This is a genomic window from Streptomyces sp. cg35 (assembly GCF_050410835.1).
Classification (GTDB): Bacteria; Actinomycetota; Actinomycetes; order Streptomycetales; family Streptomycetaceae; genus Streptomyces.
Genome location: NZ_CP191268.1, coordinates 2,433,075 through 2,458,383, shown reverse-complemented (window position 1 = coordinate 2,458,383; position 25,309 = coordinate 2,433,075). Strand labels below are relative to the sequence as shown.

General features: G+C 65.9%; 12 protein-coding genes, 1 tRNA gene and 3 rRNA genes. 13 read left to right on the top strand and 3 right to left on the bottom strand.

The window, feature by feature from the left end; translation table 11 throughout:
* Positions 1–28: 28 nt before the first annotated feature.
* Positions 29–784, top strand: a complete 756-nt coding sequence (dapB, locus tag ACQUQD_RS11270; RefSeq protein WP_428951912.1) for a 4-hydroxy-tetrahydrodipicolinate reductase — start codon at positions 29–31, stop codon at positions 782–784.
* A gap of 9 nt (positions 785–793) precedes the next feature.
* Positions 794–1,246 carry a hypothetical protein gene (locus ACQUQD_RS11265; protein WP_428951911.1) on the top strand — a complete coding sequence of 151 codons (453 nt, stop codon included), beginning with the start codon at positions 794–796 and terminating at the stop codon, positions 1,244–1,246.
* 60 nt (positions 1,247–1,306) lie between these two features.
* Here the strand turns inward: ACQUQD_RS11265 and ACQUQD_RS11260 are convergent, their stop codons facing one another.
* Both ACQUQD_RS11260 and ACQUQD_RS11255 read right to left on the bottom strand, forming a co-directional pair.
* Entirely contained in the window at positions 1,307–1,861 is a 555-nt protein-coding gene (locus tag ACQUQD_RS11260) for a hypothetical protein (protein ID WP_428951910.1), read from the bottom strand.
* Between the two features lie 106 nt (positions 1,862–1,967).
* A complete protein-coding gene (locus tag ACQUQD_RS11255) occupies positions 1,968–2,207 on the bottom strand; it encodes a hypothetical protein (RefSeq protein ID WP_428951909.1) in 240 nt (79 codons plus the stop codon).
* Between the two features lie 213 nt (positions 2,208–2,420).
* Between ACQUQD_RS11255 and thyX the strand changes: the two genes are divergently transcribed.
* The 8 genes from thyX to ACQUQD_RS11215 all read left to right on the top strand — a co-directional run bounded on the left by thyX (position 2,421) and on the right by ACQUQD_RS11215 (position 12,733).
* Complete coding sequence (gene thyX / locus ACQUQD_RS11250; RefSeq protein ID WP_428951908.1) at positions 2,421–3,161, top strand: FAD-dependent thymidylate synthase; 741 nt, start codon at positions 2,421–2,423, stop codon at positions 3,159–3,161.
* A 230-nt stretch (positions 3,162–3,391) separates the two neighbouring features.
* Entirely contained in the window at positions 3,392–4,291 is a 900-nt protein-coding gene (gene dapA, locus ACQUQD_RS11245; RefSeq protein ID WP_428951907.1) for a 4-hydroxy-tetrahydrodipicolinate synthase, read from the top strand.
* Positions 4,292–4,431: 140 nt separating this feature from the next.
* The gene (locus ACQUQD_RS11240) at positions 4,432–6,117 is read left to right on the top strand and encodes a ribonuclease J (protein WP_428951906.1); all 1,686 of its coding nucleotides are present in this window, start codon (positions 4,432–4,434) and stop codon (positions 6,115–6,117) included.
* 527 nt (positions 6,118–6,644) lie between these two features.
* Positions 6,645–8,170 (top strand): 16S ribosomal RNA (locus ACQUQD_RS11235).
* 308 nt (positions 8,171–8,478) lie between these two features.
* Positions 8,479–11,599 (top strand): 23S ribosomal RNA (locus ACQUQD_RS11230).
* Positions 11,600–11,687: 88 nt separating this feature from the next.
* A 5S ribosomal RNA gene (gene rrf / locus ACQUQD_RS11225) occupies positions 11,688–11,804 on the top strand.
* The 16S, 23S and 5S rRNA genes sit together here, the layout of an rRNA operon.
* Before the next feature lie 117 nt (positions 11,805–11,921).
* Positions 11,922–12,584, top strand: a complete 663-nt coding sequence (locus tag ACQUQD_RS11220) for a DegT/DnrJ/EryC1/StrS family aminotransferase (protein ID WP_428957522.1) — start codon at positions 11,922–11,924, stop codon at positions 12,582–12,584.
* A 76-nt stretch (positions 12,585–12,660) separates the two neighbouring features.
* Positions 12,661–12,733, top strand: a tRNA-Thr gene (locus ACQUQD_RS11215).
* Positions 12,734–12,813: 80 nt separating this feature from the next.
* On the opposite strand, the gene ACQUQD_RS11210 is transcribed toward ACQUQD_RS11215, so the two are convergent.
* Positions 12,814–15,435, bottom strand: coding sequence for a SpoIIE family protein phosphatase (locus ACQUQD_RS11210; protein WP_428951905.1), 2,622 nt, complete (start codon positions 15,433–15,435; stop codon positions 12,814–12,816).
* Positions 15,436–15,803: 368 nt separating this feature from the next.
* Here ACQUQD_RS11210 and ACQUQD_RS11205 point away from each other — a divergent pair, with 368 nt between their 5' ends.
* The 3 genes from ACQUQD_RS11205 (at position 15,804) to ACQUQD_RS11195 (ending at position 25,102) form a co-directional block, all read left to right on the top strand.
* Entirely contained in the window at positions 15,804–21,290 is a 5,487-nt protein-coding gene (locus ACQUQD_RS11205; RefSeq protein WP_428951904.1) for a HAMP domain-containing protein, read from the top strand.
* A gap of 274 nt (positions 21,291–21,564) precedes the next feature.
* Positions 21,565–22,245, top strand: a complete 681-nt coding sequence (locus tag ACQUQD_RS11200) for a response regulator (protein ID WP_428951903.1) — start codon at positions 21,565–21,567, stop codon at positions 22,243–22,245.
* Positions 22,246–22,360: 115 nt separating this feature from the next.
* Positions 22,361–25,102, top strand: a complete 2,742-nt coding sequence (locus ACQUQD_RS11195; RefSeq protein WP_428951902.1) for a DNA translocase FtsK — start codon at positions 22,361–22,363, stop codon at positions 25,100–25,102.
* The last annotated feature ends 207 nt before the right edge of the window (positions 25,103–25,309 follow it).

Below are 25,309 nucleotides of genomic sequence, written 5' to 3'. Positions count from 1 at the left end.
AGCCACCTACGTAAGGATCAGGGAAGACATGAGCAAGCTGCGCGTGGCGGTCCTCGGAGCCCGGGGCCGCATCGGCTCCGAGGCGGTACGAGCCGTCGAGGCCGCCGAGGACATGGAGCTGGTCGCGGCCCTCGGCCGTGGCGACAAGCTGGATGCCCTCGTCGAGTCGGGCGCCCAGGTCGCGGTCGAGCTGACCACGCCCGACTCGGTGATGGAGAACCTGGACTTCTGTGTGCGCCACGGAATCCACGGAGTCGTCGGGACGACGGGCTGGACGGAAGACCGTCTCGCGCAGCTTCGGCAGTGGCTGGCCGCCTCTCCGGAGACGGGCGTGCTCATCGCGCCGAACTTCTCCATCGGCGCGGTCCTGACCATGAAGTTCGCCGAGGTGGCGGCCCCGTACTTCGAGTCCGTCGAGGTCATCGAGCTGCACCACCCGAGGAAGGTCGACGCGCCCTCCGGTACGGCGTCCCGCACGGCCCAGCTGATCGCCGCCGCGCGGCAGAAGGCGGGCAGCGCGCCCCAGCCCGACGCGACGGCGACGGCGCTCGACGGGGCGCGCGGCGCGGACGTCGACGGCGTTCCGGTGCACTCGGTACGTCTGCGCGGCCTCCTGGCCCACCAGGAGGTCCTCCTGGGCGGCGAGGGCGAGACGCTGACCATCCGCCACGACTCGCTGCACCACAGCAGCTTCATGCCGGGCATCCTGCTGGGCGCCCGCAAGGTCGTGACGACCCCCGGCCTCACCTTCGGCCTGGAACACTTCCTCGATCTGAACGGCTGACCTGCAGCGATGCGCGCGAAAATCACCTACGCCGTCACGGCCGCCGTCCTGGTCGTCTACTTCGTCCTGGCCGGCGACCGCGGGGTCATGCTCATCCAGCAGGGCACGGTGCTGACGGTCACCTTCGGCATCGCGGTGCTGATCCTGCCCGTGATCGGCGTGTGGTTCCTGTGGGCGAACACCCAGTTCGTCCGTAAGGCCAACCGCCTCGCCGAACTCCTCGAGGCCGAGGGCGGACTGCCCGTCGACGAGCTCCGCCGCGACCAGTACGGCCGCATCGACCGTGACTCCGCCGACGAGGTCTTCGCCCGGCGCAGGGCCGAGACGGAGGACACCCCGGGCGACTGGCGCTGCTGGTTCCGGCTGGCCGTCGCCTACAAGGACGCGCGCGACACCCCGCGCGCGCGGAAGGCGATGCAGCGCGCGATCGCCCTCCAGGAGGGCCGCTCCGTAAGCGCCTGACATCACAGAAAGGGGCCCGCACCGTCTCCCCGGTGCGGGCCCTTTCGCATGTTGTGCGACTCAGCTGTGCGGCCGGTACTCCTCGGCCCACACCTCGATACTGTCCGCGGCTCGGTCGAACGCGGTGGCCCGGCCGAGGAAGTCTCCGTTGTGACTGGTCAGCAGCGCCGTCTGCTCACCCGACAGATCCCGCCGTACGAGGACCAGGGCCTGGCCCTGCACGGTCCGAGGCAGCCCGAGCCAGCGCACCGGCTGCTGCACCGTGCGCGCGGTCACGACCTTTCCCCACGGCACCGTCTGCGTCTTGAAGAAGGCGACATGGCGCAGCCCGCGCGCGCTCACCCAGGCACCCATCCTCAGCATCCGCAGGGCGGCCACGATGATCAGCAGGGCGAGCACGCCGCAGATCCCGGCCGCGGCCGTGTCCCCGGCCACCGCGATGATCACGGCGGCGAACAGCACGTACGACGCCAGGAGCAGCAGCAGCGCGGACGCCCCCACCCGGTACGGGCCCGGGCGGTAGGGACGGCGCCACTGGTCGCGGTCGTCGAAGGGCAGCGCGGTGTCCGCGGCTTCGTCAAAAGCACGGTCGGCCGTCAGGAAGGGCAGGGGCACGACGGGTCCTCACTCGATCCACGCTGGATGGGGGCTGTGCCCGGTGAGGCTACCCAGGCGCGCTCCGGCCTTCCACCTCAGGGGGTCCGGACGAGTCAGCTCCCGGTCAGCGCCCGTCGGACGCTTCGGACTGCTGAACGTGCTGGGAGGACGGGCCGGCCGACAGAGCGGGCATCCCGAACAACAGAGAGCCCACGAGCCCGGCCACGACGGTCAGCCCCACGAGGGTGCGGCCGGCGATCTGACCTGCGGAGGGACGCTCGCGCGCGGGCGGCGTGACGTTACTGCGGAACTTGTCGGCTTCGGCGATGAAGGCGAACGGTACGGGCTCGCGCCGACGAAACATGGGCGGTGCTTCTCCTCAAGAGGTTCGAACGAAGTGTGTTCATCTACACAGACGCTCGAACGCCCCAAATGGTGCCCACTTTCGCCAAATTCACTGAAGTTCGCTCTCGTTCGCCGGAGATCGTCGTGAGAAGCGAGCGAATGCCCCGTTGTCAGTGGCGGCCCGTAGAGTGGGCGCCGCCCGAGTGAAGTACTGGGAAGGACCCCTCAAGTCGTGACCGAAACCCCTGCTGAAGACCTCAAGCCGACGTTCCGAGGCGACGTCACCGTCGAGCTCGTGAAGCACACCGCGAGCGACGCCGACGTGCTGTTCGCGGCGCGTGTGTCCACGGTAGGCGAGCAGTCTTTGGACGAGCTGTCGAAGGACCCCGCCCGATCCAAGGGCCTCATCAACTACTTGATGCGCGACCGCCACGGCAGCCCGTTCGAGCACAACTCGATGACCTTCCTCATCAGCGCCCCGATCTTCGTCTTCCGCGAGTTCATGCGGCACCGCGTGGGCTGGTCGTACAACGAGGAGTCGGGCCGCTACCGGGAGCTCCAGCCGGTCTTCTACGTCCCGGACGCCGACCGCAAGCTCGTGCAGGAGGGCCGCCCCGGCAAGTACGTGTTCGTCGAGGGCACGCAGGCCCAGCAGGAGCTGACGGGCCGCGTCATGGAGGACTCGTACCGCCAGGCGTACGAGGCGTACCAGGAGATGCTGGCCGCGGGTGTCGCCCGCGAGGTGGCCCGTGCGGTGCTCCCGGTCGGCCTGTTCTCGTCGATGTACGCGACGTGCAACGCGCGCTCGCTGATGCACTTCATCGGCCTGCGTACCCAGCACGAGCTGGCCAAGGTCCCGTCCTTCCCGCAGCGGGAGATCGAGATGGTCGGCGAGAAGATGGAGGCGGAATGGGCCAAGCTCATGCCGCTCACGTACGCGGCCTTCAATGCCAACGGCCGCGTGGCGCCGTAGTCCTGGACGCGGACGTCTCTTGATCGTCGTGTCGCGCCGCGGCACAGATGTGCGGATCAGCCGACCGAAGTGTCCGTATTGCGGCATTTCGTAAAGTTCATCTAGCCTGATCAAACGGACCCGGCACTGCTTGAACCCCCGAGCAGGCAGTGCCGGGCTCCTTCTTTGTCGTGACTTGTCGCATCCCCCGAGGGGGGACCCGGCGCTGAGCAGCGAGTAGCGTGTTACCCATGGCTCCGACCTCGACTCCGCAGACCCCCTTCGGGAGGGTCCTCACCGCCATGGTCACGCCCTTCGCGGCGGACGGCGCACTTGACCTCGACGGCGCGCAGCGACTCGCCGCCCACCTGGTGGACGCAGGCAACGACGGCCTGATCGTCAACGGCACCACGGGCGAGTCCCCGACCACCGGCAACGCGGAGAAAGCGGATCTCGTACGGGCCGTCGTGGAAGCGGTCGGCGACCGCGCGCACGTCGTCGCCGGCGTCGGCACGAACGACACGCGGCACAGCATCGAGCTGGCCCGCGACGCCCAGCAGGCCGGCGCCCACGGTCTGCTCACGGTGACGCCGTACTACAACAAGCCCCCGCAGGAGGGTCTGCTCCGCCACTTCACGGCGATCGCGGACTCGACCGAACTGCCCGTGATGCTGTACGACATCCCGGGCCGCAGCGGCGTACCGATCAACACGGACACGATCGTCCGGCTCGCCGAGCACCCGCGCATCGTCGCCAACAAGGACGCCAAGGGCGACCTCGGCCGCGCCAGCTGGGCCATCGCCCGCTCCGGCCTCGCCTGGTACTCCGGCGACGACATGCTCAACCTGCCGCTGCTCTCGGTCGGCGCATGCGGCTTCGTCTCGGTCGTCGGCCATGTGGTCGCACCCGAACTGCGCGCGATGCTCGACGCGTACGTCTCCGGTGACGTCCACAAGGCCACGGAGATCCACCAGAAGCTGCTCCCCGTCTTCACCGGCATGTTCCGCACGCAGGGCGTCATCACCACGAAGGCCGCGCTCGCCCTCCAGGGCCTGCCGGCCGGACCGCTGCGCCTGCCCCTCGTGGAACTCACCCCCGCCGAAACGGCGCAGCTCAAGATCGATCTTGCCGCCGGTGGGGTACAGCTCTAATCACAGACTTCGAAAAGCTCCACAACTGAATCAACAGAACACGAGCAACACCCAAGAACCACCAACAACTGCTACTGCACGAACGTCACGCGCGCCACGTGCCTACAGGTACGTGGCGCGCGTGCTTAAGGGAGAGTCTTTTGAGTCATCCGCATCCTGAACTCGGCGCCCCGCCGAAGCTCCCGAAGGGCGGCCTGCGCGTCACCCCGCTCGGCGGCCTCGGTGAGATCGGGCGCAACATGACCGTCTTCGAGTTTGACGGCCGTCTGCTGATCGTCGACTGCGGAGTGCTCTTCCCCGAGGAGGAGCAGCCCGGAATCGACCTGATCCTTCCGGACTTCACGTCCATCCGGGACCGCCTCGACGACATCGAGGGCATCGTCCTGACGCACGGCCACGAGGACCACATCGGTGGCGTCCCGTACCTCCTGCGCGAGAAGCCGGACATCCCGCTGATCGGCTCCAAGCTGACGCTCGCCCTCATCGAGGCGAAGCTCCAGGAGCACCGCATCCGCCCCTACACCCTTGAGGTGGCCGAGGGCGACCGTGAGCGGCTCGGTCCCTTCGACTGCGAGTTCGTCGCGGTCAACCACTCCATCCCGGACGCGCTGGCCGTCGCCATCCGTACGCCCGCGGGCATGGTGGTCCACACCGGCGACTTCAAGATGGACCAGCTCCCGCTGGACCGTCGCCTGACGGACCTTCCCACCTTCGCGCGACTCGGCGAGGAGGGCATGGACCTGCTCCTCTCCGACTCGACGAACGCCGAGGTCCCGGGCTTCGTCCCGCCCGAGCGCGACATCTCGAACGTGATCCGCGGCGTCTTCGCCGGCGCCCAGAAGCGGATCATCGTCGCGTCGTTCGCCAGCCATGTGCACCGCATCCAGCAGATCCTGGACGCCGCGCACGAGTACGGCCGCCGGGTCGCGTTCGTGGGCCGCTCGATGGTCCGCAACATGGGCATCGCCCGGGATCTCGGCTACCTGAAGGTCCCGCCGGGCCTGGTCGTGGACGTCAAGACGCTCGACGATCTCCCGGACAGCGAGGTCGTCCTGGTCTGCACGGGCTCCCAGGGCGAACCGATGGCGGCCCTGTCCCGCATGGCCAACCGTGACCACCAGATCCGCATCGTCTCCGGCGACACGGTGATCCTGGCCTCGTCGCTGATCCCCGGCAACGAGAACGCGGTCTACCGCGTCATCAACGGCCTGACCCGCTGGGGCGCCAACGTCGTCCACAAGGGCAACGCCAAGGTGCACGTCTCGGGCCACGCGTCCGCGGGCGAGCTCCTGTACTTCTACAACATCTGCAAGCCGAAGAACCTGATGCCGGTCCACGGCGAATGGCGTCACCTGCGCGCCAACGCCGAGCTCGGCGCTCTCACCGGCGTTCCGCACGACCGCATCGTCATCGCCGAGGACGGCGTCGTGGTCGACCTCGTCGGAGGCAAGGCGAAGATCGTCGGCAAGGTTCAGGCCGGTTACGTCTACGTCGACGGCCTCTCGGTCGGCGATGTCGGCGAGCCCGCGCTCAAGGACCGCAAGATCCTCGGGGACGAGGGCATCATCTCGGTCTTCGTGGTCGTGGACTCGAGCACCGGCAAGATCACCAGCGGCCCGAACATCCAGGCCCGCGGCTCCGGTATCGAGGACTCCGCGTTCAGCGCCGTCGTTCCGAAGATCCAGGAGGTCCTGGAGAAGTCGGCCCAGGACGGCGTCGTCGAGCCCCACCAGCTGCAGCAGCTCATCCGCCGCACGCTGGGCAAGTGGGTGTCGGACACCTACCGCCGGCGCCCGATGATCCTCCCGGTCGTCGTCGAGGTCTGAGGCCACGCCGGAAGCACCTGAGGAGCGGGGCGCCTCGATTTGCATCGAGGCGCCCCGCTCCAGTAGGTTTACGGCTCCGCCCGAGGGGAACCCGCAGTGCTCACGCGCTGGGACCACGTCCCCGAGAGGGGCGGGAATTCCGACTCAGAATCTCTGATAAAGTCGGGAGCGCCGGAAAGGAAACCGCGAAAGCGGAATTCCTGGAAAGCGAAGCAAGACCCCGAGGAAGTCGGCCGGTGAAACGGTCTGATAGAGTCGGAGACACGAAATACCGAAGGGAAGCGCCCGGAGGAAAGCCCGAGAGGGTGAGTACAAAGGAAGCGTCCGTTCCTTGAGAACTCAACAGCGTGCCAAAAATCAACGCCAGATATGTTGATACCCCGACTCACTTCGGTGAGTTGAGGTTCCTTTGAAAAAGTCCTGCCGGTCCTGGTGGCTGGTAGGCGCACAGCGAGGACGCTGTGAACAAGGGGATTATTCCTCTCCTTGTTCCGCTCTCGTGGTGTCACCCCGAGTACGGGGAAACATTCACGGAGAGTTTGATCCTGGCTCAGGACGAACGCTGGCGGCGTGCTTAACACATGCAAGTCGAACGATGAAGCCCTTCGGGGTGGATTAGTGGCGAACGGGTGAGTAACACGTGGGCAATCTGCCCTGCACTCTGGGACAAGCCCTGGAAACGGGGTCTAATACCGGATGACACTCCTTCAGGCATCTGAGGGGGTTGAAAGCTCCGGCGGTGCAGGATGAGCCCGCGGCCTATCAGCTTGTTGGTGAGGTAGTGGCTCACCAAGGCGACGACGGGTAGCCGGCCTGAGAGGGCGACCGGCCACACTGGGACTGAGACACGGCCCAGACTCCTACGGGAGGCAGCAGTGGGGAATATTGCACAATGGGCGAAAGCCTGATGCAGCGACGCCGCGTGAGGGATGACGGCCTTCGGGTTGTAAACCTCTTTCAGCAGGGAAGAAGCGAAAGTGACGGTACCTGCAGAAGAAGCGCCGGCTAACTACGTGCCAGCAGCCGCGGTAATACGTAGGGCGCAAGCGTTGTCCGGAATTATTGGGCGTAAAGAGCTCGTAGGCGGCTTGTCGCGTCGGTTGTGAAAGCCCGGGGCTTAACCCCGGGTCTGCAGTCGATACGGGCAGGCTAGAGTTCGGTAGGGGAGATCGGAATTCCTGGTGTAGCGGTGAAATGCGCAGATATCAGGAGGAACACCGGTGGCGAAGGCGGATCTCTGGGCCGATACTGACGCTGAGGAGCGAAAGCGTGGGGAGCGAACAGGATTAGATACCCTGGTAGTCCACGCCGTAAACGGTGGGCACTAGGTGTGGGCAACATTCCACGTTGTCCGTGCCGCAGCTAACGCATTAAGTGCCCCGCCTGGGGAGTACGGCCGCAAGGCTAAAACTCAAAGGAATTGACGGGGGCCCGCACAAGCAGCGGAGCATGTGGCTTAATTCGACGCAACGCGAAGAACCTTACCAAGGCTTGACATACACCGGAAAGCATTAGAGATAGTGCCCCCCTTGTGGTCGGTGTACAGGTGGTGCATGGCTGTCGTCAGCTCGTGTCGTGAGATGTTGGGTTAAGTCCCGCAACGAGCGCAACCCTTGTTCTGTGTTGCCAGCATGCCCTTCGGGGTGATGGGGACTCACAGGAGACCGCCGGGGTCAACTCGGAGGAAGGTGGGGACGACGTCAAGTCATCATGCCCCTTATGTCTTGGGCTGCACACGTGCTACAATGGCAGGTACAATGAGCTGCGATACCGCGAGGTGGAGCGAATCTCAAAAAGCCTGTCTCAGTTCGGATTGGGGTCTGCAACTCGACCCCATGAAGTTGGAGTTGCTAGTAATCGCAGATCAGCATTGCTGCGGTGAATACGTTCCCGGGCCTTGTACACACCGCCCGTCACGTCACGAAAGTCGGTAACACCCGAAGCCGGTGGCCCAACCCCTTGTGGGAGGGAGCTGTCGAAGGTGGGACTGGCGATTGGGACGAAGTCGTAACAAGGTAGCCGTACCGGAAGGTGCGGCTGGATCACCTCCTTTCTAAGGAGCACTTCTTACCGGGCTTGCTCGGTCAGAGGCCAGCATGCGAGCGAATGTCTCGCACTGGTTGCTCATGGGTGGAACGTTGATTATTCGGCACACTTGATCGTCTTCTCCTTCCAGTACTGCTCCTTGTGAGCGTGGAACGTTGAGGGAAGCGGCGAGGGTGTCGGGCACGCTGTTGGGTATCTGAGGGTACGGACTTGTTCCCGACCTCAATGCCGGCCCCGGTAAAGCGCCAAGGTTCTTGGTGTGTGACGGGTGGTTGGTCGTTGTTTGAGAACTGCACAGTGGACGCGAGCATCTGTGGCCAAGTTTTTAAGGGCGCACGGTGGATGCCTTGGCACCAGGAACCGATGAAGGACGTGGGAGGCCACGATAGTCCCCGGGGAGTCGTCAACCAGGCTTTGATCCGGGGGTTTCCGAATGGGGAAACCCGGCAGTCGTCATGGGCTGTCACCCGCTGCTGAACACATAGGCAGTGTGGAGGGAACGCGGGGAAGTGAAACATCTCAGTACCCGCAGGAAGAGAAAACAACCGTGATTCCGGGAGTAGTGGCGAGCGAAACTGGATGAGGCCAAACCTACGGCGTGTGAGACCCGGCAGGGGTTGCGTCGTGGGGGTTGTGGGATCTCTTTTCTACGGTCTGCCGGCCGTGGGACGAGTCAGAAACCGTTGATGTAGGCGAAGGACATGCGAAAGGTCCGGCGTAGAGGGTAAGACCCCCGTAGTCGAAACGTCAGCGGCTCGTTTAAGAGACACCCAAGTAGCACGGGGCCCGAGAAATCCCGTGTGAATCTGGCGGGACCACCCGTTAAGCCTAAATATTCCCTGGTGACCGATAGCGGATAGTACCGTGAGGGAATGGTGAAAAGTACCGCGGGAGCGGAGTGAAATAGTACCTGAAACCGTGTGCCTACAAGCCGTGGGAGCGTCGGATATGTGCTTGCACATATCTCGTGACTGCGTGCCTTTTGAAGAATGAGCCTGCGAGTTTGCGGTGTGTTGCGAGGTTAACCCGTGTGGGGAAGCCGTAGCGAAAGCGAGTCCGAATAGGGCGATTCAGTAGCGCGCTCAAGACCCGAAGCGGAGTGATCTAGCCATGGGCAGGTTGAAGCGGAGGTAAGACTTCGTGGAGGACCGAACCCACCAGGGTTGAAAACCTGGGGGATGACCTGTGGTTAGGGGTGAAAGGCCAATCAAACTCCGTGATAGCTGGTTCTCCCCGAAATGCATTTAGGTGCAGCGTCGTGTGTTTCTTGCCGGAGGTAGAGCACTGGATAGGCGATGGGCCCTACCGGGTTACTGACCTTAGCCAAACTCCGAATGCCGGTAAGTGAGAGCGCGGCAGTGAGACTGTGGGGGATAAGCTCCATGGTCGAGAGGGAAACAGCCCAGAGCATCGACTAAGGCCCCTAAGCGTACGCTAAGTGGGAAAGGATGTGGAGTCGCAGAGACAACCAGGAGGTTGGCTTAGAAGCAGCCACCCTTGAAAGAGTGCGTAATAGCTCACTGGTCTAGTGATTCCGCGCCGACAATGTAGCGGGGCTCAAGCGTACCGCCGAAGTCGTGTCATTGCAGCAAGAGGGCCAACGCCTGCTGTGATGGGTAGGGGAGCGTCGTGTGCCGGGTGAAGCTGCAGCGGAAGCTAGTGGTGGACGGTTCACGAGTGAGAATGCAGGCATGAGTAGCGATACACACGTGAGAAACGTGTGCGCCGATTGACTAAGGGTTCCTGGGTCAAGCTGATCTGCCCAGGGTAAGTCGGGACCTAAGGCGAGGCCGACAGGCGTAGTCGATGGATAACCGGTTGATATTCCGGTACCCGCTGTGAAGCGTCAAACATCGAATCCAGTGATGCTAAGGCCGTGAAGCCGTTCCGGACCCTTCGGGGAATGGAAAGTGGTGGAGCCGCCGGCCCAAGTTGGTAGTAGGTGAGTGATGGGGTGACGCAGGAAGGTAGTCCAGCCCGGGCGGTGGTTGTCCCGGGGTAAGGGTGTAGGACGTGATCCAGGTAAATCCGGTTCACATGAGTCTGAGACCTGATGCCGAGCCGATTGTGGTGAAGTGGATGATCCTATGCTGTCGAGAAAAGCCTCTAGCGAGTTTCATGGCGGCCCGTACCCTAAACCGACTCAGGTGGTCAGGTAGAGAATACCGAGGCGTTCGGGTGAACTATGGTTAAGGAACTCGGCAAAATGCCCCCGTAACTTCGGGAGAAGGGGGGCCATTCCTGGTGATGAGTCTTGCACTCTGAGCTGGGGGTGGCCGCAGAGACCAGCGAGAAGCGACTGTTTACTAAAAACACAGGTCCGTGCGAAGCCGTAAGGCGATGTATACGGACTGACGCCTGCCCGGTGCTGGAACGTTAAGGGGACCGGTTAGTCAAGATTCGTCTTGGCGAAGCTGAGAACTTAAGCGCCAGTAAACGGCGGTGGTAACTATAACCATCCTAAGGTAGCGAAATTCCTTGTCGGGTAAGTTCCGACCTGCACGAATGGCGTAACGACTTCTCGACTGTCTCAACCATAGGCCCGGTGAAATTGCACTACGAGTAAAGATGCTCGTTTCGCGCAGCAGGACGGAAAGACCCCGGGACCTTTACTACAGTTTGATATTGGTGTTCGGTTCGGCTTGTGTAGGATAGGTGGGAGACTGTGAACTCTGGACGCCAGTTCAGGGGGAGTCGTCGTTGAAATACCACTCTGGTCGTGCTGGATATCTAACCTGGGTCCGTGATCCGGATCAGGGACAGTGTCTGATGGGTAGTTTAACTGGGGCGGTTGCCTCCCAAAGGGTAACGGAGGCGCCCAAAGGTTCCCTCAGCCTGGTTGGTAATCAGGTGTTGAGTGTAAGTGCACAAGGGAGCTTGACTGTGAGACCGACGGGTCGAGCAGGGACGAAAGTCGGGACTAGTGATCCGGCGGTGGCTTGTGGAAGCGCCGTCGCTCAACGGATAAAAGGTACCCCGGGGATAACAGGCTGATCTTCCCCAAGAGTCCATATCGACGGGATGGTTTGGCACCTCGATGTCGGCTCGTCGCATCCTGGGGCTGGAGTCGGTCCCAAGGGTTGGGCTGTTCGCCCATTAAAGCGGTACGCGAGCTGGGTTTAGAACGTCGTGAGACAGTTCGGTCCCTATCCGCTGTGCGCGTAGGAGTCTTGAGAAGGGCTGTCCCTAGTACGAGAGGACCGGGACGGACGAACCTCTGGTGTGCCAGTTGTCCTGCCAAGGGCATGGCTGGTTGGCTACGTTCGGAAAGGATAACCGCTGAAAGCATCTAAGCGGGAAGCCTGCTTCAAGATGAGGACTCCCACCCCCTTTGAGGGGTTAAGGCTCCCAGTAGACGACTGGGTTGATAGGCCAGATCTGGAAGCACCGTAAGGTGTGGAGGTGACTGGTACTAATAGGCCGAGGGCTTGTCCTCAGTTGCTCGCGTCCACTGTGTTGGTTCTGAAACCACGAACAACCCCGCATGGGTCACATATGCGGTGCGGTTGACAGTTTCATAGTGTTTCGGTGGTCATAGCGTGAGGGAAACGCCCGGTTACATTCCGAACCCGGAAGCTAAGCCTTACAGCGCCGATGGTACTGCAGGGGGGACCCTGTGGGAGAGTAGGACGCCGCCGAACTAATTTTGAATAAAGCCTCAACCCCCGAGTATTCACTCGGGGGTTGAGGCTTTTTTGTTGTGCGTCACTTCTTGTTCACGTTCTGCGACCACCATCCAGGTCATGGGCACACTTGCAATGCTGCAGGCCGCAGGCGTCGGCGCCGGTGATGAAGTGATCGTGCCGGCCTTCGGCAACCCCGAGGTCGCCGAAGCCGTCGTGCGGGCCGGTGCAGCCCCTGTCTTCGCGGACATCGACCCGGACACGTACTGCATCGATCCCTCGTACGTCGCCAGCCGCCTGACTGAGCGGACCGCGGCCGTCGTCGCCGTCCACCGCTTCGGACAGAGAGCCGATGTCGCACGGCTGCGAGAACTCAGCCGCGGGCACGGGCTCCTCGTACTGGAGCAGGGCGAGTCCGAGAAGCCGTACGACGAAGTGGCTCAACGACGGAGCCACGCCGCCTACTTGAGCGGGCGGCTGAGCGGAGTACGGACGCCCTTCGGGCACGAAGGACACACCTATCAGCAGTACGTCGTGCGGGTGCCCGGGAACGGGCGGCCCGACCGGGACGCCTTCGCACGATTCCTACGGGGCAAGGGAGTCGAGTGCAGTGTGCCGGTGAAGACGCCTGTGCACCGCTTGTCGGCGTTCCGTCGCGATGTGGCGCTGCCCGAGACCGAGCGGGCCGCTGACGAGACGCTGGCGCTGCCCGTCGACGGAATGATGTCGCAGAGACAGCTGCAGCGAGTGGTGTCGGCCTGCAACGCACTCGGAGGACTGCTGCAACCGGCCTTCTAGACCGGCGGTTTTAGAGGGCCTGAACTTCAGGTATGATCTATTTCGTTGCCGAGCGGGAAACCGCAGAGAGCAACAGGCCCCTATAGCTCAGTCGGTAGAGCGTCTCCATGGTAAGGAGAAGGTCAGCGGTTCGATTCCGCTTGGGGGCTCAGGAATTGAGGCTCTCGCCCTGATCGGGCGGGGGCCTTTTTCCGTTGCCCCCGCCCCCGCCCGGGCTGAACCCGCGCCGTCAGTCGTGCTGGATACCGGGCACACGCATGGCGAGGATCGCCATGTCGTCCGACGGGGCATCCGCGGCGAAGCGCTCCACCGCGCGCATGATGCGGGCGGCGACCGCGCCGGCCGTCAGACCCGTACACGTCGACAGGACCTCGGCCAGGCCGTCGTCGCCGAGCATGCGGGTGCCCTCACGGCGCTCCGTGATGCCGTCGGTGACACAGAGCAGGACGTCGCCCGGGTCGAGCGTCATCGTCTGCTCGTACAGCTCCAGGTCGTCCATGACGCCGAGCAGCGGCTGCGGCTCCGCGTACGCCTCGACCGTGCCGTCCTGGCGCAGACGGAGCGGGAGCGGGTGGCCGGCGCAGACCATCTTGAGGACCGCCGAGCCGTCCTCCTGCGGCCACAGCTCGCCGTAAAGCAGCGTCAGGAAGCGGCTGCGGGCGCCCTCGTCCAGGATCGCCGCGTTCAGGCGCTCCAGGACGGCAGGGCCGCCGAAGCCCTCGCGGGCCAGCAGGCGCAAGGCGTGCCGGGCGAGGCCGGTGACGGCCGCGGCCTCCGGGCCCGTGCCGCAGACATCGCCGATCGCGAAGCCGTACGCGCCGTCGCGGATCGGGAAGAGATCGTAGAAGTCACCGCCGACCTCGTTGCCCTCGCCGGCCGCGCGGTAGATGACCTCCACCTCGACGCCCGGGACGTGCGGGAGCTCCGGCGGGAGGAGGCTGCGCTGGAGGGACTGGCTGATGGCCATGCGCTCCGAGTACAGCCGCGCGTTGTCCAGAGCGAGGGCGGCCCTGCGGCTCAAGTCCTCGGCCAGCTCCAGGATTTCCTGGCGGAAGTGCTCGTCCGTGGGCTTGCCCAGCGTCAGCATGCCGATCACGCGGTTGCGGGCGACCAGGGGGAGGACCACCGTCTCGCCGCCCACCGCGGAAGCCGTGGCGAGCGTGGTGCCGATGCCCGAGCTGACGCTGGCCGGTTCGCCGAGGCCGAGGCTGCGCATGGAGGTGCGGAGCGCCGCCTGGTGCGCCGCCTCCGCCGGAGCCGCCCACACGCGGGCACCCGGGGTCGGCACGGGTTCAGGCGGGGAGATCTTGGAGAGCAGCGCCTTGAGGCCGTCGATGCGGTCCTCGTCCTCGTGCAGGACATAGGAGAGGTGCGGCTCCGAGGCCTGGTCGGCGATCATGTAGACCGCGCACCAGGTGGCGAGGGTGGGGACCGTCATCTGCGCCATGAGGGCCAGGGTCTGGTCCCGGTCGAGGGTGCCGGCCAGCAGGTCGGAGGCCTCGACGAGGAAGCTGAGGGAGCCACGGCGCAGCTTCTCGAGTTCGCCCAGGCGGGCCGACTCGACCGCCATGGCGATGCGGTCGGCAGCGAACTGGAGACGCAGGGCCTCCTCGTTCGAGTAGCGGTCGGGGGACTCCGCCGCGACACCGAGCGAGCCGGTCAGACGGCCCTCCACCTTCAGCGGAACGGTGACGACCGAACGCATGCCCGTGCCGTTCAACAGCGGGACCGCGCCCGGTACTTGGGACAGGTCCTCGTGGACGGCCGGCATCCGCGCCGAACCGTAGCGGCCCGGGCCGACCTCGACCGGGACCCGGGCGAAGCGCTGGCGGGCCGAGGGCAGTCCGGTGGAGGCGCGGACCTCCAGCTCCGTCTCGTCGTCCGTGGCCAGCAGCAGGAACGCGGAGTCGCCGTCGAGCATGTCCCGAGCGCGCTCCACCGTGCGCTGGAGAAGTCCGTCCAGGTCGTCGGGTGCCGGGGACCCGATGAAGACCTCGAAGGCGTCCGGGCCCTGACTCTCGGAGTGGGCGGAACTGTCGGCTGCCGGGAGGCGCAGCGGCGTCTGCAGCACGGCGCGCTCGTGGTCGCGTACGAGGAGACAGACCGTCGACGGTTCGCCGTCGGTGTCGCGGACACGCAAGTGAGACGCGTACACGGGAGCCACACGGCCGCTGGCGCTGCGGATGCCGTAGCTGCCCTCCCAGCGGGAGAGCTGGAGCGCGTCGGCGATGCCCGTGCTGGTGCCGGGGGTGTGCGGCCACGCGGCGAGATCGGTGAGGGGCTTGCCGATGACCTGCTCCGCCACATATCCGAAGAGGTGCTCCGCGTCCTCGTTCCACGCCGTGATCGCACCGGACTTCTCGATCTGTACGACGGCGACACGGACGCGCTCGTCGGCGAGGGGCAGCAGGTCCGTGGGGAGCACGGGGCCCGCGGCGCGCGTGCCGACCGAGCGCTCGGGCAGGTCGAGTTGGAACCAGACCTGCTTGTGCGTGGCCGAATAGTCGACGCCCCAGCGGCCCGCCAGAGCCGCGCAGAGCTGGAGACCGCGGCCGCCCTCGCGGTCGGGGCTGCCCATGTTGATCGCGGAGGACTGAAGCGGGATCTCGCGCTCCGGATAGCGGTCGGAGACCTCGATACGGATGTGGTCGTCACTGCGCAGGCACAGAACCTCCGCGGACGTGCCCGCGTGAACGACGGCATTTGTCACGAGTTCGCTGGTCAGGACCACGGCGTCGTCGATGATGTCGGCGTAGCCCCACCCCTGCAGGGTGTCGCGTACAAAGGAGCGGGCCGTGGCGACGGACCGTCCGACCGGTTCGAAGGTGGCAGCCGCGCGCGCGGTGATCACAGAACTCCCTGTACGAGTCGTACTCGCTGTTCGAGTGTCGAGGCCCAGGTCTCCCGTACCCATGTCTCGGCCGCCCCTCCGATGCCCGCTCGTTTTCCGCCACCACCCAGGCCGGGCGGACCGGGGTGGGTGGACAGCCGCATGCAAGGTTACTTACCTTCGCCGTCCATGCGGATGCCGGTCGTCAGTGTTTCCGTCCGGAGGGTGTGCGGACGGTGTGCGAAGCTGCCGAACTGTTATGGCCTGGTTCAGCCATGGTGAAACACTGGGCAAGCTTCCGGAGAGAACGCATTGGAAAGCCGATGCGACGGTAGAAGCGAACCCGAGCAAGCCGAGCAGTTCAGGTCGACCCCTGCGGGAGGGACACAGTGGAGTCTGGCGCAGCGACGCGGGGCAGGAAAACGCGCGCAGAAGGCGGACAGTCCCTGAGTAAACAGCACAAGTCGCGTAATGGGACCACAACAGTGGACACCGCGGCGCTGAACAGACTGCTGGCCGGTCTCGTCGCCATGCGGGACGGCAACTTCCGCAAGCGGCTCACCGTCAACGGCGACGGCGTGATGTCGGAGATCGCTGCCGTCTTCAACGAGGTGGCCGACCGGAATCTCCATCTGACCGGTGAGCTGTCCCGGGTCAGGCGAACGGTCGGGCGGGAGGGCAAGCTCACCGAGCGCCTGGAGGCGGGCGCCTGCGAGGGCTCCTGGGCCGCCGCGATCAACGCGTCGAACGCGCTCGTCGACGACCTCGTACGACCTGTCTCCGAGGTCGGCAGGGTGCTCACGGCGGTCGCGGAGGGCGATCTGTCGCCGCGCATGGAGCTGCGTGCACAGGTGCCGGAGGGGGCGGGGCACCCGCTGCGCGGCGAGTTCCTGAAGGTCGGGCGGACCGTCAACAACCTGGTCGACCAGCTCTCCACCTTCACCGACGAGGTCACGCGCGTGGCCAGTGAGGTGGGTACCGAGGGCAAGCTCGGTGGACAGGCACGCGTTCGTGGGATGTCCGGTTCGTGGAAAGATCTCACGGATTCGGTCAATACGATGGCGTACCGGCTCACCGCTCAGGTGCGTGACATTGCTCTCGTCACGACCGCGGTGGCCAAGGGTGACCTGTCGCGAAAGGTCACGGTTCACGTCGCGGGCGAAATGCTCGAGCTGAAGAACACCGTGAACACGATGGTCGATCAGCTGTCGTCGTTCTCCTCCGAGGTCACACGGGTGGCTCGGGAGGTGGGCACCGAGGGCGAGCTGGGCGGGCAGGCGCAGGTGCCCGGTGTGGCCGGTGTGTGGAAGGACCTCACCGATTCGGTGAACCTTATGGCCGGCAATCTGACCGCCCAGGTGCGAGGGATCGCTCAGGTCACTACAGCTGTAGCGAACGGTGACCTGTCGCAGAAGGTGACGGTGTCGGCGCGCGGCGAGGTCGCCCAGCTCGCCGAGACGATCAACCAGATGACCGAGACGCTGCGTACGTTCGCGGACGAGGTCACCCGGGTCGCCAACGAGGTCGGTGCCGAGGGCCAGCTCGGCGGCCAGGCCAATGTGCCGGGCGCCGCCGGTACGTGGAAGGACCTCACCGACTCCGTCAACACGGTCTTCCGGAACCTCACCACGCAGGTGCGTGACATTGCCACTGTCACGACGGCGGTGGCGAGCGGTGACCTCTCGCAGAAGGTCACCGTCGACGTCGCCGGTGAAATGCTGGAGCTGAAGAACACCGTCAACACGATGGTCGACCAGCTGTCGGCCTTCGGCTCCGAAGTCACGCGCGTGGCGCGCGAGGTCGGCGTCGAGGGTGAACTGGGCGGCCAGGCGCTGGTGCCGGGTGCGGCCGGCACCTGGAAGGACCTCACCGACTCCGTCAACACGGCTTTCCGCAACCTGACCGGTCAGGTGCGCAACATCGCCCAGGTGACGACGGCGGTGGCCAACGGTGACCTGTCGCAGAAGGTCACCGTCGACGTCTCCGGCGAGATGCTCCAGCTGAAGAACACCGTGAACACGATGGTGGACCAGCTCTCCAGCTTCGCCGACCAGGTGACCCGTATGGCGCGCGACGTGGGCACGGAGGGCCGCCTCGGCGGTCAGGCCCGTGTGGACGGTGTGAGCGGTACGTGGAAGGAACTCACCGACTCCGTCAACTTCATGGCGGGGAACCTGACTTCACAGGTGCGGCAGATCGCCCAGGTCACTACAGCTGTAGCGCGCGGTGACCTCTCCCAGAAGATCGATGTCGACGCGCGGGGCGAGATCCTCGAACTGAAGAACACCATCAACACGATGGTGGACCAGCTCTCCGCGTTCGCGGACCAGGTGACCCGCGTGGCCCGCGAGGTGGGCACCGAGGGGCGCCTGGGCGGACAGGCGCAGGTGCCCGGCGTCGCCGGTGTGTGGCGCGACCTGACGGACTCCGTGAACGGCATGGCCGGCAACCTCACGGCCCAGGTGCGCAACATCGCGCAGGTCGCCACGGCGGTGGCGCGCGGTGACCTGTCGCAGAAGATCGACGTGGACGCGCGGGGCGAGATCCTTGAGCTGAAGAACACCCTCAACACGATGGTGGATCAGCTGTCGGCCTTCGCCGAGCAGGTGACGCGGGTGTCCCGTGAGGTGGGTACGGACGGCATCCTCGGCGGACAGGCCGAGGTGCAGGGTGTGTCGGGTACGTGGAAGGACCTGACGCAGTCCGTGAACGGCATGGCGAACAACCTGACCCTTCAGGTGCGCAACATCGCCGAGGTCACTACAGCTGTAGCGCGCGGAGACCTCTCCAAGAAGATCACCGTCGACGCCAAGGGCGAGATCCTCGAACTCGTCACCACGGTCAACACGATGGTGGACCAGCTGTCGTCGTTCGCCGAGCAGGTGACCCGGGTGGCCCGCGAAGTGGGCACCGAGGGCCAACTCGGCGGCCAGGCACGGGTTCCGGGCGTCACCGGTATCTGGAAGGACCTGAGCGACAACGTCAACCTGATGGCCAACAACCTGACCATGCAGGTGCGCAACATCTCCCAGGTCGCCAACGCCGTGGCCAACGGCGACCTGACCCGTACGGTCACCATCGAGGCCCGCGGCGAGGTCGCGCAGCTCGCCGACACGTTCAACACGATGGTGAAGACGCTGAGTTCGTTCGCCGACCAGGTCACCAAGGTGGCCCGCGAGGTGGGCACGGACGGCATCCTCGGCGGCCAGGCCCGCGTCCCCGGCGTGGCCGGCACGTGGAAGGACCTCACCGAGTCCGTGAACGGCATGGCCTCGAACCTCACCGGTCAGGTGCGCAACATCGCGATGGTCACGACCGCCATCGCCAAGGGCGACCTGACCAAGAAGATCGACATCGACGCGCGCGGCGAGATCCTCGAACTGAAGACGACGATCAACACGATGGTCGACCAGCTGTCGTCGTTCGCCGAGCAGGTCACCCGGGTGGCCCGCGAGGTGGGCACGGAGGGCCAGCTGGGCGGCCAGGCCCGGGTGCGCGACGTGGACGGCACGTGGCGCGACCTGACCGAGTCCGTGAACGAGATGGCCGGGAACCTGACCCGTCAGGTGCGTGCCATCGCGGCCGTCGCCACCGCGGTGACCCGCGGCGACCTCAACCTGAAGATCGATGTCGACGCGGCGGGCGAGATCCAGGTCCTGCAGGACAACATCAACAAGATGATCTCGAACCTGCGCGACACCACGATCGCCAACGAGGAGCAGGACTGGCTCAAGGGCAACCTGGCCCGCATCTCCGGCCTGATGCAGGGCCGCCGGGACCTCGACGACGTGGCCTCGCTCATCATGAGCGAGCTGACGCCGGTCGTCTCCGCGCAGCACGGCGCGTTCTTCCTGGCGCTGCCCCTGGACGACGTCGCCGACCCGACGACGGCGCCCGAGGACGCGTACGAACTGCGCATGCTCGGCAGCTACGGCTACTCCATGGGCTCCATGCCGACGTCCTTCCGCCCCGGAGAGACGCTCATCGGGACCGCCGCGCAGGAGCGGCGCACGATCCTCGTGGACAACGCGCCCAGCGGCTACCTGAAGATCGCCTCGGGGCTCGGTGAGGCGCCGCCGGCGCAGGTCATCGTGATCCCCGTGCTCTTCGAGGGCACGGTGCTCGGCGTGATCGAGCTGGCGTCGTTCACGCCGTTCACGCAGATCCAGAAGGACTTCCTGGGGCAGATCGCCGAGATGATCGCGACGAGCGTCAACACGATCTCCGTCAATACGAAGACGGAGGTGCTGCTGAAGCAGTCGCAGGAGCTCACCGAGCAACTCCGGGAGCGCTCGGCAGAGTTGGAGAACCGGCAGAAGGCCCTCCAGGCGTCCAACGCCGAACTGGAGGAGAAGGCCGAACTGCTCGCCCAGCAGAACCGCGACATCGAAGTGAAGAACACCGAGATCGAAGAGGCGCGGCAGGTCCTGGAGGAGCGCGCCGAGCAGCTCGCGGTGTCGATGCGCTACAAGAGCGAGTTCCTCGCCAACATGTCGCACGAGCTGCGCACGCCGCTCAACTCCCTCTTGATCCTCGCCAAGTTGCTCGCCGACAACGCCGACTCGAACCTCACCCCGAAGCAGGTCGAGTTCGCCGAGACGATCCACGGAGCGGGCTCCGACCTGCTCCAACTGATCAACGACATCCTGGACCTGTCGAAGGTCGAGGCGGGCAAGATGGACGTCTCGCCGACGCGCATCGCCCTGGTGCAACTCGTCGACTACGTAGAGGCCACGTTCCGTCCGCTGACCGCGGAGAAGCAACTCGACTTCTCCGTAAGGGTCTCGCCGGAACTGCCCACCACCTTGCACACCGACGAACAGCGTCTCCTTCAGGTGCTGCGCAACCTGCTCTCCAATGCGGTGAAGTTCACCGACTCGGGCGCCGTGGAGCTCGTCATCAGGCCGGCAGGGGCCGATGTGCCGAACGCCATTCGTGAACAGCTCCTGGAAGCGGGCTCGTTGAGGGAGGCGGACGCCGACCTGATCGCCTTCTCGGTGACGGACACCGGCATCGGCATCGCGGCCAGCAAGATGCGGGTCATCTTCGAGGCGTTCAAGCAGGCCGACGGCACGACCAGCCGCAAGTACGGCGGTACGGGCCTCGGGCTGTCCATCAGCCGGGAGATCGCCCGCCTGCTGGGCGGTGAGATCCACGCGGCGAGCGAGCCCGGCCGCGGCTCCACGTTCACGCTGTACCTGCCGCTGCACCCGAGCGAGCTCCCGCCCCAGGGGTACACGCAGCTCGCCCCGGCCGTCGAACCGGGCCGGCCACTGGCCCTGGACGCCGCGCCGGAGCCGGCCCAGGTGGAGACCCCGGCCGAGGTGAAGTCGTACCAGGAGACCCAGAACGGTGCCGCCGCGCTCTTCAGGCGCCGTCGCAAGACCGCGCCGCCGTCCGAGCCGCGCCAGGCGCTCCCGGAGCAGGCGGCGCCCGCTCAGGAGCACTGGGAGAACGGGGAGGCGCAGGGCGCACCCAAGGTGAGGCGTGCCTTCCACTTCGGTGGGGAGAAGGTGCTCATCGTCGACGACGACATCCGCAATGTCTTCGCACTCACCAGCGTGCTGGAGCAGCACGGGCTGTCGGTCCTGTACGCGGAGAACGGGCGTGAGGGCATCGAAGTGCTGGAGCAGCACGACGATGTGACCGTGGTGCTGATGGACATCATGATGCCGGAGATGGACGGCTACGCGACGACGACGGCGATCCGCAGGATGCCGCAGTTCGCCGGACTGCCGATCATCGCGCTCACCGCGAAGGCCATGAAGGGCGACCGGGAGAAGGCCATCGAGTCGGGTGCGTCCGACTACGTCACGAAGCCGGTCGATCCCGACCATCTGCTGTCTGTGATGGAGCAGTGGATGCGCGGTGACTGACCGGAATCCGAAACATTCACGCGGAGTTGCTGACTGAGTGTGGCCGTGGCCGTGTAGAAGTGCGGTAACCGGGGAACCTTCTGGTCTCCCGCTGCGTTTCTGCTACGTGCACAGTGACATCTCGGTGACAGGGTGTGGCGACAGGCGGGGTACGGCTACGATGACCGGCACAAGGACGGGCGACGCAAGGGAGTCGTCCCCTGGGGCGGCGACAGGAGTCTCCCCGAATCCTGCGGACAGGGGCGGCCCCATGCCGGGGCGAGGAGGGCGGGCCATGGTGCAGAAGGCCAAGATCCTCCTGGTCGATGACCGGCCGGAGAATCTGCTGGCGCTGGAGGCCATCCTCTCCGCGCTCGATCAGACGCTGGTGCGGGCATCGTCCGGGGAGGAAGCGCTCAAAGCGCTGCTCACGGACGATTTCGCGGTCATTCTGCTGGACGTTCAGATGCCGGGAATGGACGGTTTCGAAACCGCGGCGCACATCAAGCGTCGAGAGCGGACACGGGACATCCCGATCATCTTCCTCACCGCGATCAACCACGGCCCGCACCACACGTTCCGTGGCTACGCGGCGGGTGCGGTCGACTACATCTCCAAGCCGTTCGACCCGTGGGTACTGCGCGCGAAGGTCTCGGTCTTCGTGGAGCTGTACATGAAGAACTGCCAACTCCGGGAGCAGGCGGCTCTGCTGCGGCTTCAGCTGGAGGGCGGCGGCAGGTCCGTCGGCGACGCGAAGGAGCCCGCGGGGCTGCTCGCCGAGCTGTCGGCGCGCCTCGCCGCGGTCGAGGAGCAGGCCGAGGCGCTGTCCAAGCAGCTCGACGACGACTCGGCGGACGCGGCGGCCGTCGCCACGGCCGCGCACCTGGAGCGCAAACTCACCGGTCTGCGCAGGGCCCTTGACGCTCTGGAGCCCGGCGCGGGCAGCGGCACGCCGTCCCTGCCGTCCCAGAACTGAGCCGCGGTGCGGGCTTTGAGCCCGCGTCAGCTCAAGCGCCGTCCATTCGCGACACAAAAGGGTGAAGCACCGGGCACACGTGTCCGCGGACGCCTCCCCCGGTAACCTCACAGCTATGGCCTCACGTCCCGCAGCCAAGAAGACGCCCGCGAAGAAGGCGGCCGCGCCGACCAAGGCTCCGGCGAAGAAGGCCCCTGCGAAAAAAGCTCCCGCCAAGAAGGCGCCCGCGAAGAAGGCAGCGGCGAAGAAGCCCGCCCCCAAGCCGGCGCCCAGTCCCACAGGGGGCCTGTACAAGGTCGTACGCGCCCTGTGGCTCGGCGTCGCGCACAGCGTAGGAGCGATGTTCCGCGGCATAGGGCGCGGCGCGAAGGGGCTCGACCCGGCGCACCGCAAGGACGGCCTGGCGCTGCTCCTGCTCGGCATCGCCCTGATCTGCGCAGCCGGCACCTGGTCCAATCTGCAAGGACCTGTCGGCGACCTCGTCGAGGTCCTGGTGACCGGCGCGTTCGGCCGGCTCGACCTGCTGGTGCCGATACTGCTCGGCCTCATCGCCGTACGCCTCATCCGGCACCCGGAGAAGCCCGAGGCCAACGGGCGCATCGTCATCGGCCTGTCCGCGCTCGTCGTCGGCGTGCTCGGCCAGGTCCACATCGCGTGCGGCTCGCCCGCGCGCGACGACGGCATGCAGGCCATAAGGGACGCGGGCGGGCTCATCGGCTGGGCCGCCGCGACCCCGCTGAGCTTCACGATGACCGAGGTGCTCGCGGTCCCGATGCTCGTGCTGCTCACCGTCTTCGGTCTGCTCGTGGTCACCGCGACGCCCGTCAACGCGATCCCGCAGCGGCTCCGGCTGCTCGGGGTGAAGCTCGGCATCGTGCACGACGACACGGCCCTACAGGAGCCCGGCGCCGACGAGTACGACGAGGAGTGGCGCGAGGCCGCCCCCGCGCGCGCGAGGCGGCGCTCCACGGCTCCGGAGGCGTACGACCCCGACCGCATAGAGGAAGACGCGCTCTCCAAGCGGCGCAGGCCCCGGCGCACGTCCGTGCAGCCCGCCATGGAGCGGCCCATGGACGCCGTCGACGTGGCCGCCGCTGCCGCCGCCGCGCTCGACGGTGCCGTGCTGCACGGGATGCCGCCGTCGCCCCTGGTCGCCGACCTGACGCAGGGCGTCGGCAGCGAGCGCGGGCAGCGTACGGGGGAGGCGCCCGAGCCGGAGCGCTCGGTGCCCGTGCCCACGGCCCGCGGCAAGAAGGCCGAGCAGGCCGCCGAGGAGCCCGAGGCGACACCGTCGAAGCTCGCCGTGCCCGACCTGACCAAGTCCTCGCCCGAGCAGATGCGCGACCTGCCGCCGCGTGCCGAGCAGCTCCAGCTCGCCGGCGACATCACGTACGCGCTGCCGTCGCTCGACCTCCTGACGCGCGGGGGGCCCGGAAAGTCGCGCAGCGCGGCCAACGACGCCGTCGTCGACTCGCTGTCGAACGTCTTCACCGAGTTCAAGGTCGACGCCGCCGTCACGGGCTTCACGCGCGGCCCGACGGTCACGCGGTACGAGGTCGAGCTCGGCCCGGCCGTGAAGGTCGAGAAGATCACGGCCCTCGCCAAGAACATCGCGTACGCCGTGGCGTCGCCGGACGTCCGGATCATCAGCCCCATTCCCGGCAAGTCCGCGGTCGGCATCGAGATCCCGAACACCGACCGCGAGATGGTGAACGTCGGCGACGTGCTGCGCCTCGCGGACGCCGCCGAGGACGACCACCCGATGCTCGTCGCGCTCGGCAAGGACGTCGAGGGCGGCTACGTGATGTCGAATCTCGCGAAGATGCCGCACGTCCTGGTCGCCGGCGCCACCGGCTCCGGCAAGTCCTCGTGCATCAACTGCCTGATCACCTCGATCATGATGCGGGCGACCCCCGAGGACGTACGCATGGTCCTCGTCGACCCCAAGCGCGTGGAGCTGACGGCGTACGAGGGGATCCCGCACCTCATCACGCCGATCATCACCAACCCGAAGAAGGCCGCCGAGGCGCTCCAGTGGGTCGTACGTGAGATGGATCTGCGCTACGACGACCTCGCGGCGTTCGGCTACCGGCACATCGACGACTTCAATCAGGCCATCCGCGACGGCAAGCTCAAGACTCCCGAGGGCAGCGAGCGGGAGCTGAAGACGTACCCGTATCTGCTGGTGATCGTCGACGAGCTCGCCGACCTTATGATGGTCGCGCCGCGCGACGTCGAGGACGCCATCGTGCGGATCACCCAGCTCGCGCGCGCGGCGGGCATTCACCTGGTGCTCGCCACGCAGCGCCCGTCCGTCGACGTGGTCACCGGCCTCATCAAGGCGAACGTGCCCTCGCGCCTCGCCTTCGCCACCTCTTCGCTCGCCGACAGCCGCGTCATCCTCGACCAGCCCGGTGCCGAGAAGCTCATCGGCAAGGGCGACGGCCTGTACCTCCCCATGGGCGCGAACAAGCCGACCCGTATGCAGGGTGCTTTCGTCACCGAGGACGAGATCCACGCCGTCGTACAGCACTGCAAGGACCAGATGGCGCCCGTCTTCCGGGACGACGTCACCGTGGGTACGAAGCAGAAGAAGGAGATCGACGAGGACATCGGCGACGACCTCGAGCTGCTCTGTGCCGCCGCCGAGCTGGTCGTGTCCACCCAGTTCGGGTCCACATCCATGCTGCAGCGCAAGCTCCGCGTGGGCTTCGCCAAGGCCGGGCGCCTGATGGACCTGATGGAGTCGCGCAACATCGTGGGGCCGAGTGAGGGGTCGAAGGCCCGGGACGTCCTCGTGAAGCCGGACGAACTGGATGGAGTGCTCGCGGTGATCCGCGGGGAGGCTCAATCCTGAGGATCTTTCGATTTTGATGTCACTCGGACGAGGATCCGGGGCAACCGTTTCCCCAACGAGTACGTCAAGTTGAGGGAGGGGGCAGCGAGCTGTCCCGCCATCAGGACGTCCGGCCATTCTGATGGCGTACAAAGTCCGACCGCCCGGTTGCCCCACCCTTTCGTACCCCCCCTAGACTGAACCTCCAGCAGGTGGCTACACGCTCGA

Excerpts from the sequence above, each read along its gene's own strand:
- dapB (WP_428951912.1), top strand. The coding sequence starts at position 29 with ATGAGCAAGCTGCGCGTGGCGGTCCTCGGAGCCCGGGGCCGCATCGGC.
- ACQUQD_RS11265 (WP_428951911.1), top strand. The coding sequence starts at position 794 with ATGCGCGCGAAAATCACCTACGCCGTCACGGCCGCCGTCCTGGTCGTC.
- ACQUQD_RS11255 (WP_428951909.1), bottom strand. The coding sequence starts at position 2,207 with ATGTTTCGTCGGCGCGAGCCCGTACCGTTCGCCTTCATCGCCGAAGCC.
- dapA (WP_428951907.1), top strand. The coding sequence starts at position 3,392 with ATGGCTCCGACCTCGACTCCGCAGACCCCCTTCGGGAGGGTCCTCACC.
- ACQUQD_RS11220 (WP_428957522.1), top strand. The coding sequence starts at position 11,922 with ATGCTGCAGGCCGCAGGCGTCGGCGCCGGTGATGAAGTGATCGTGCCG.
- ACQUQD_RS11200 (WP_428951903.1), top strand. The coding sequence starts at position 21,565 with ATGGTGCAGAAGGCCAAGATCCTCCTGGTCGATGACCGGCCGGAGAAT.
- ACQUQD_RS11195 (WP_428951902.1), top strand. The coding sequence starts at position 22,361 with ATGGCCTCACGTCCCGCAGCCAAGAAGACGCCCGCGAAGAAGGCGGCC.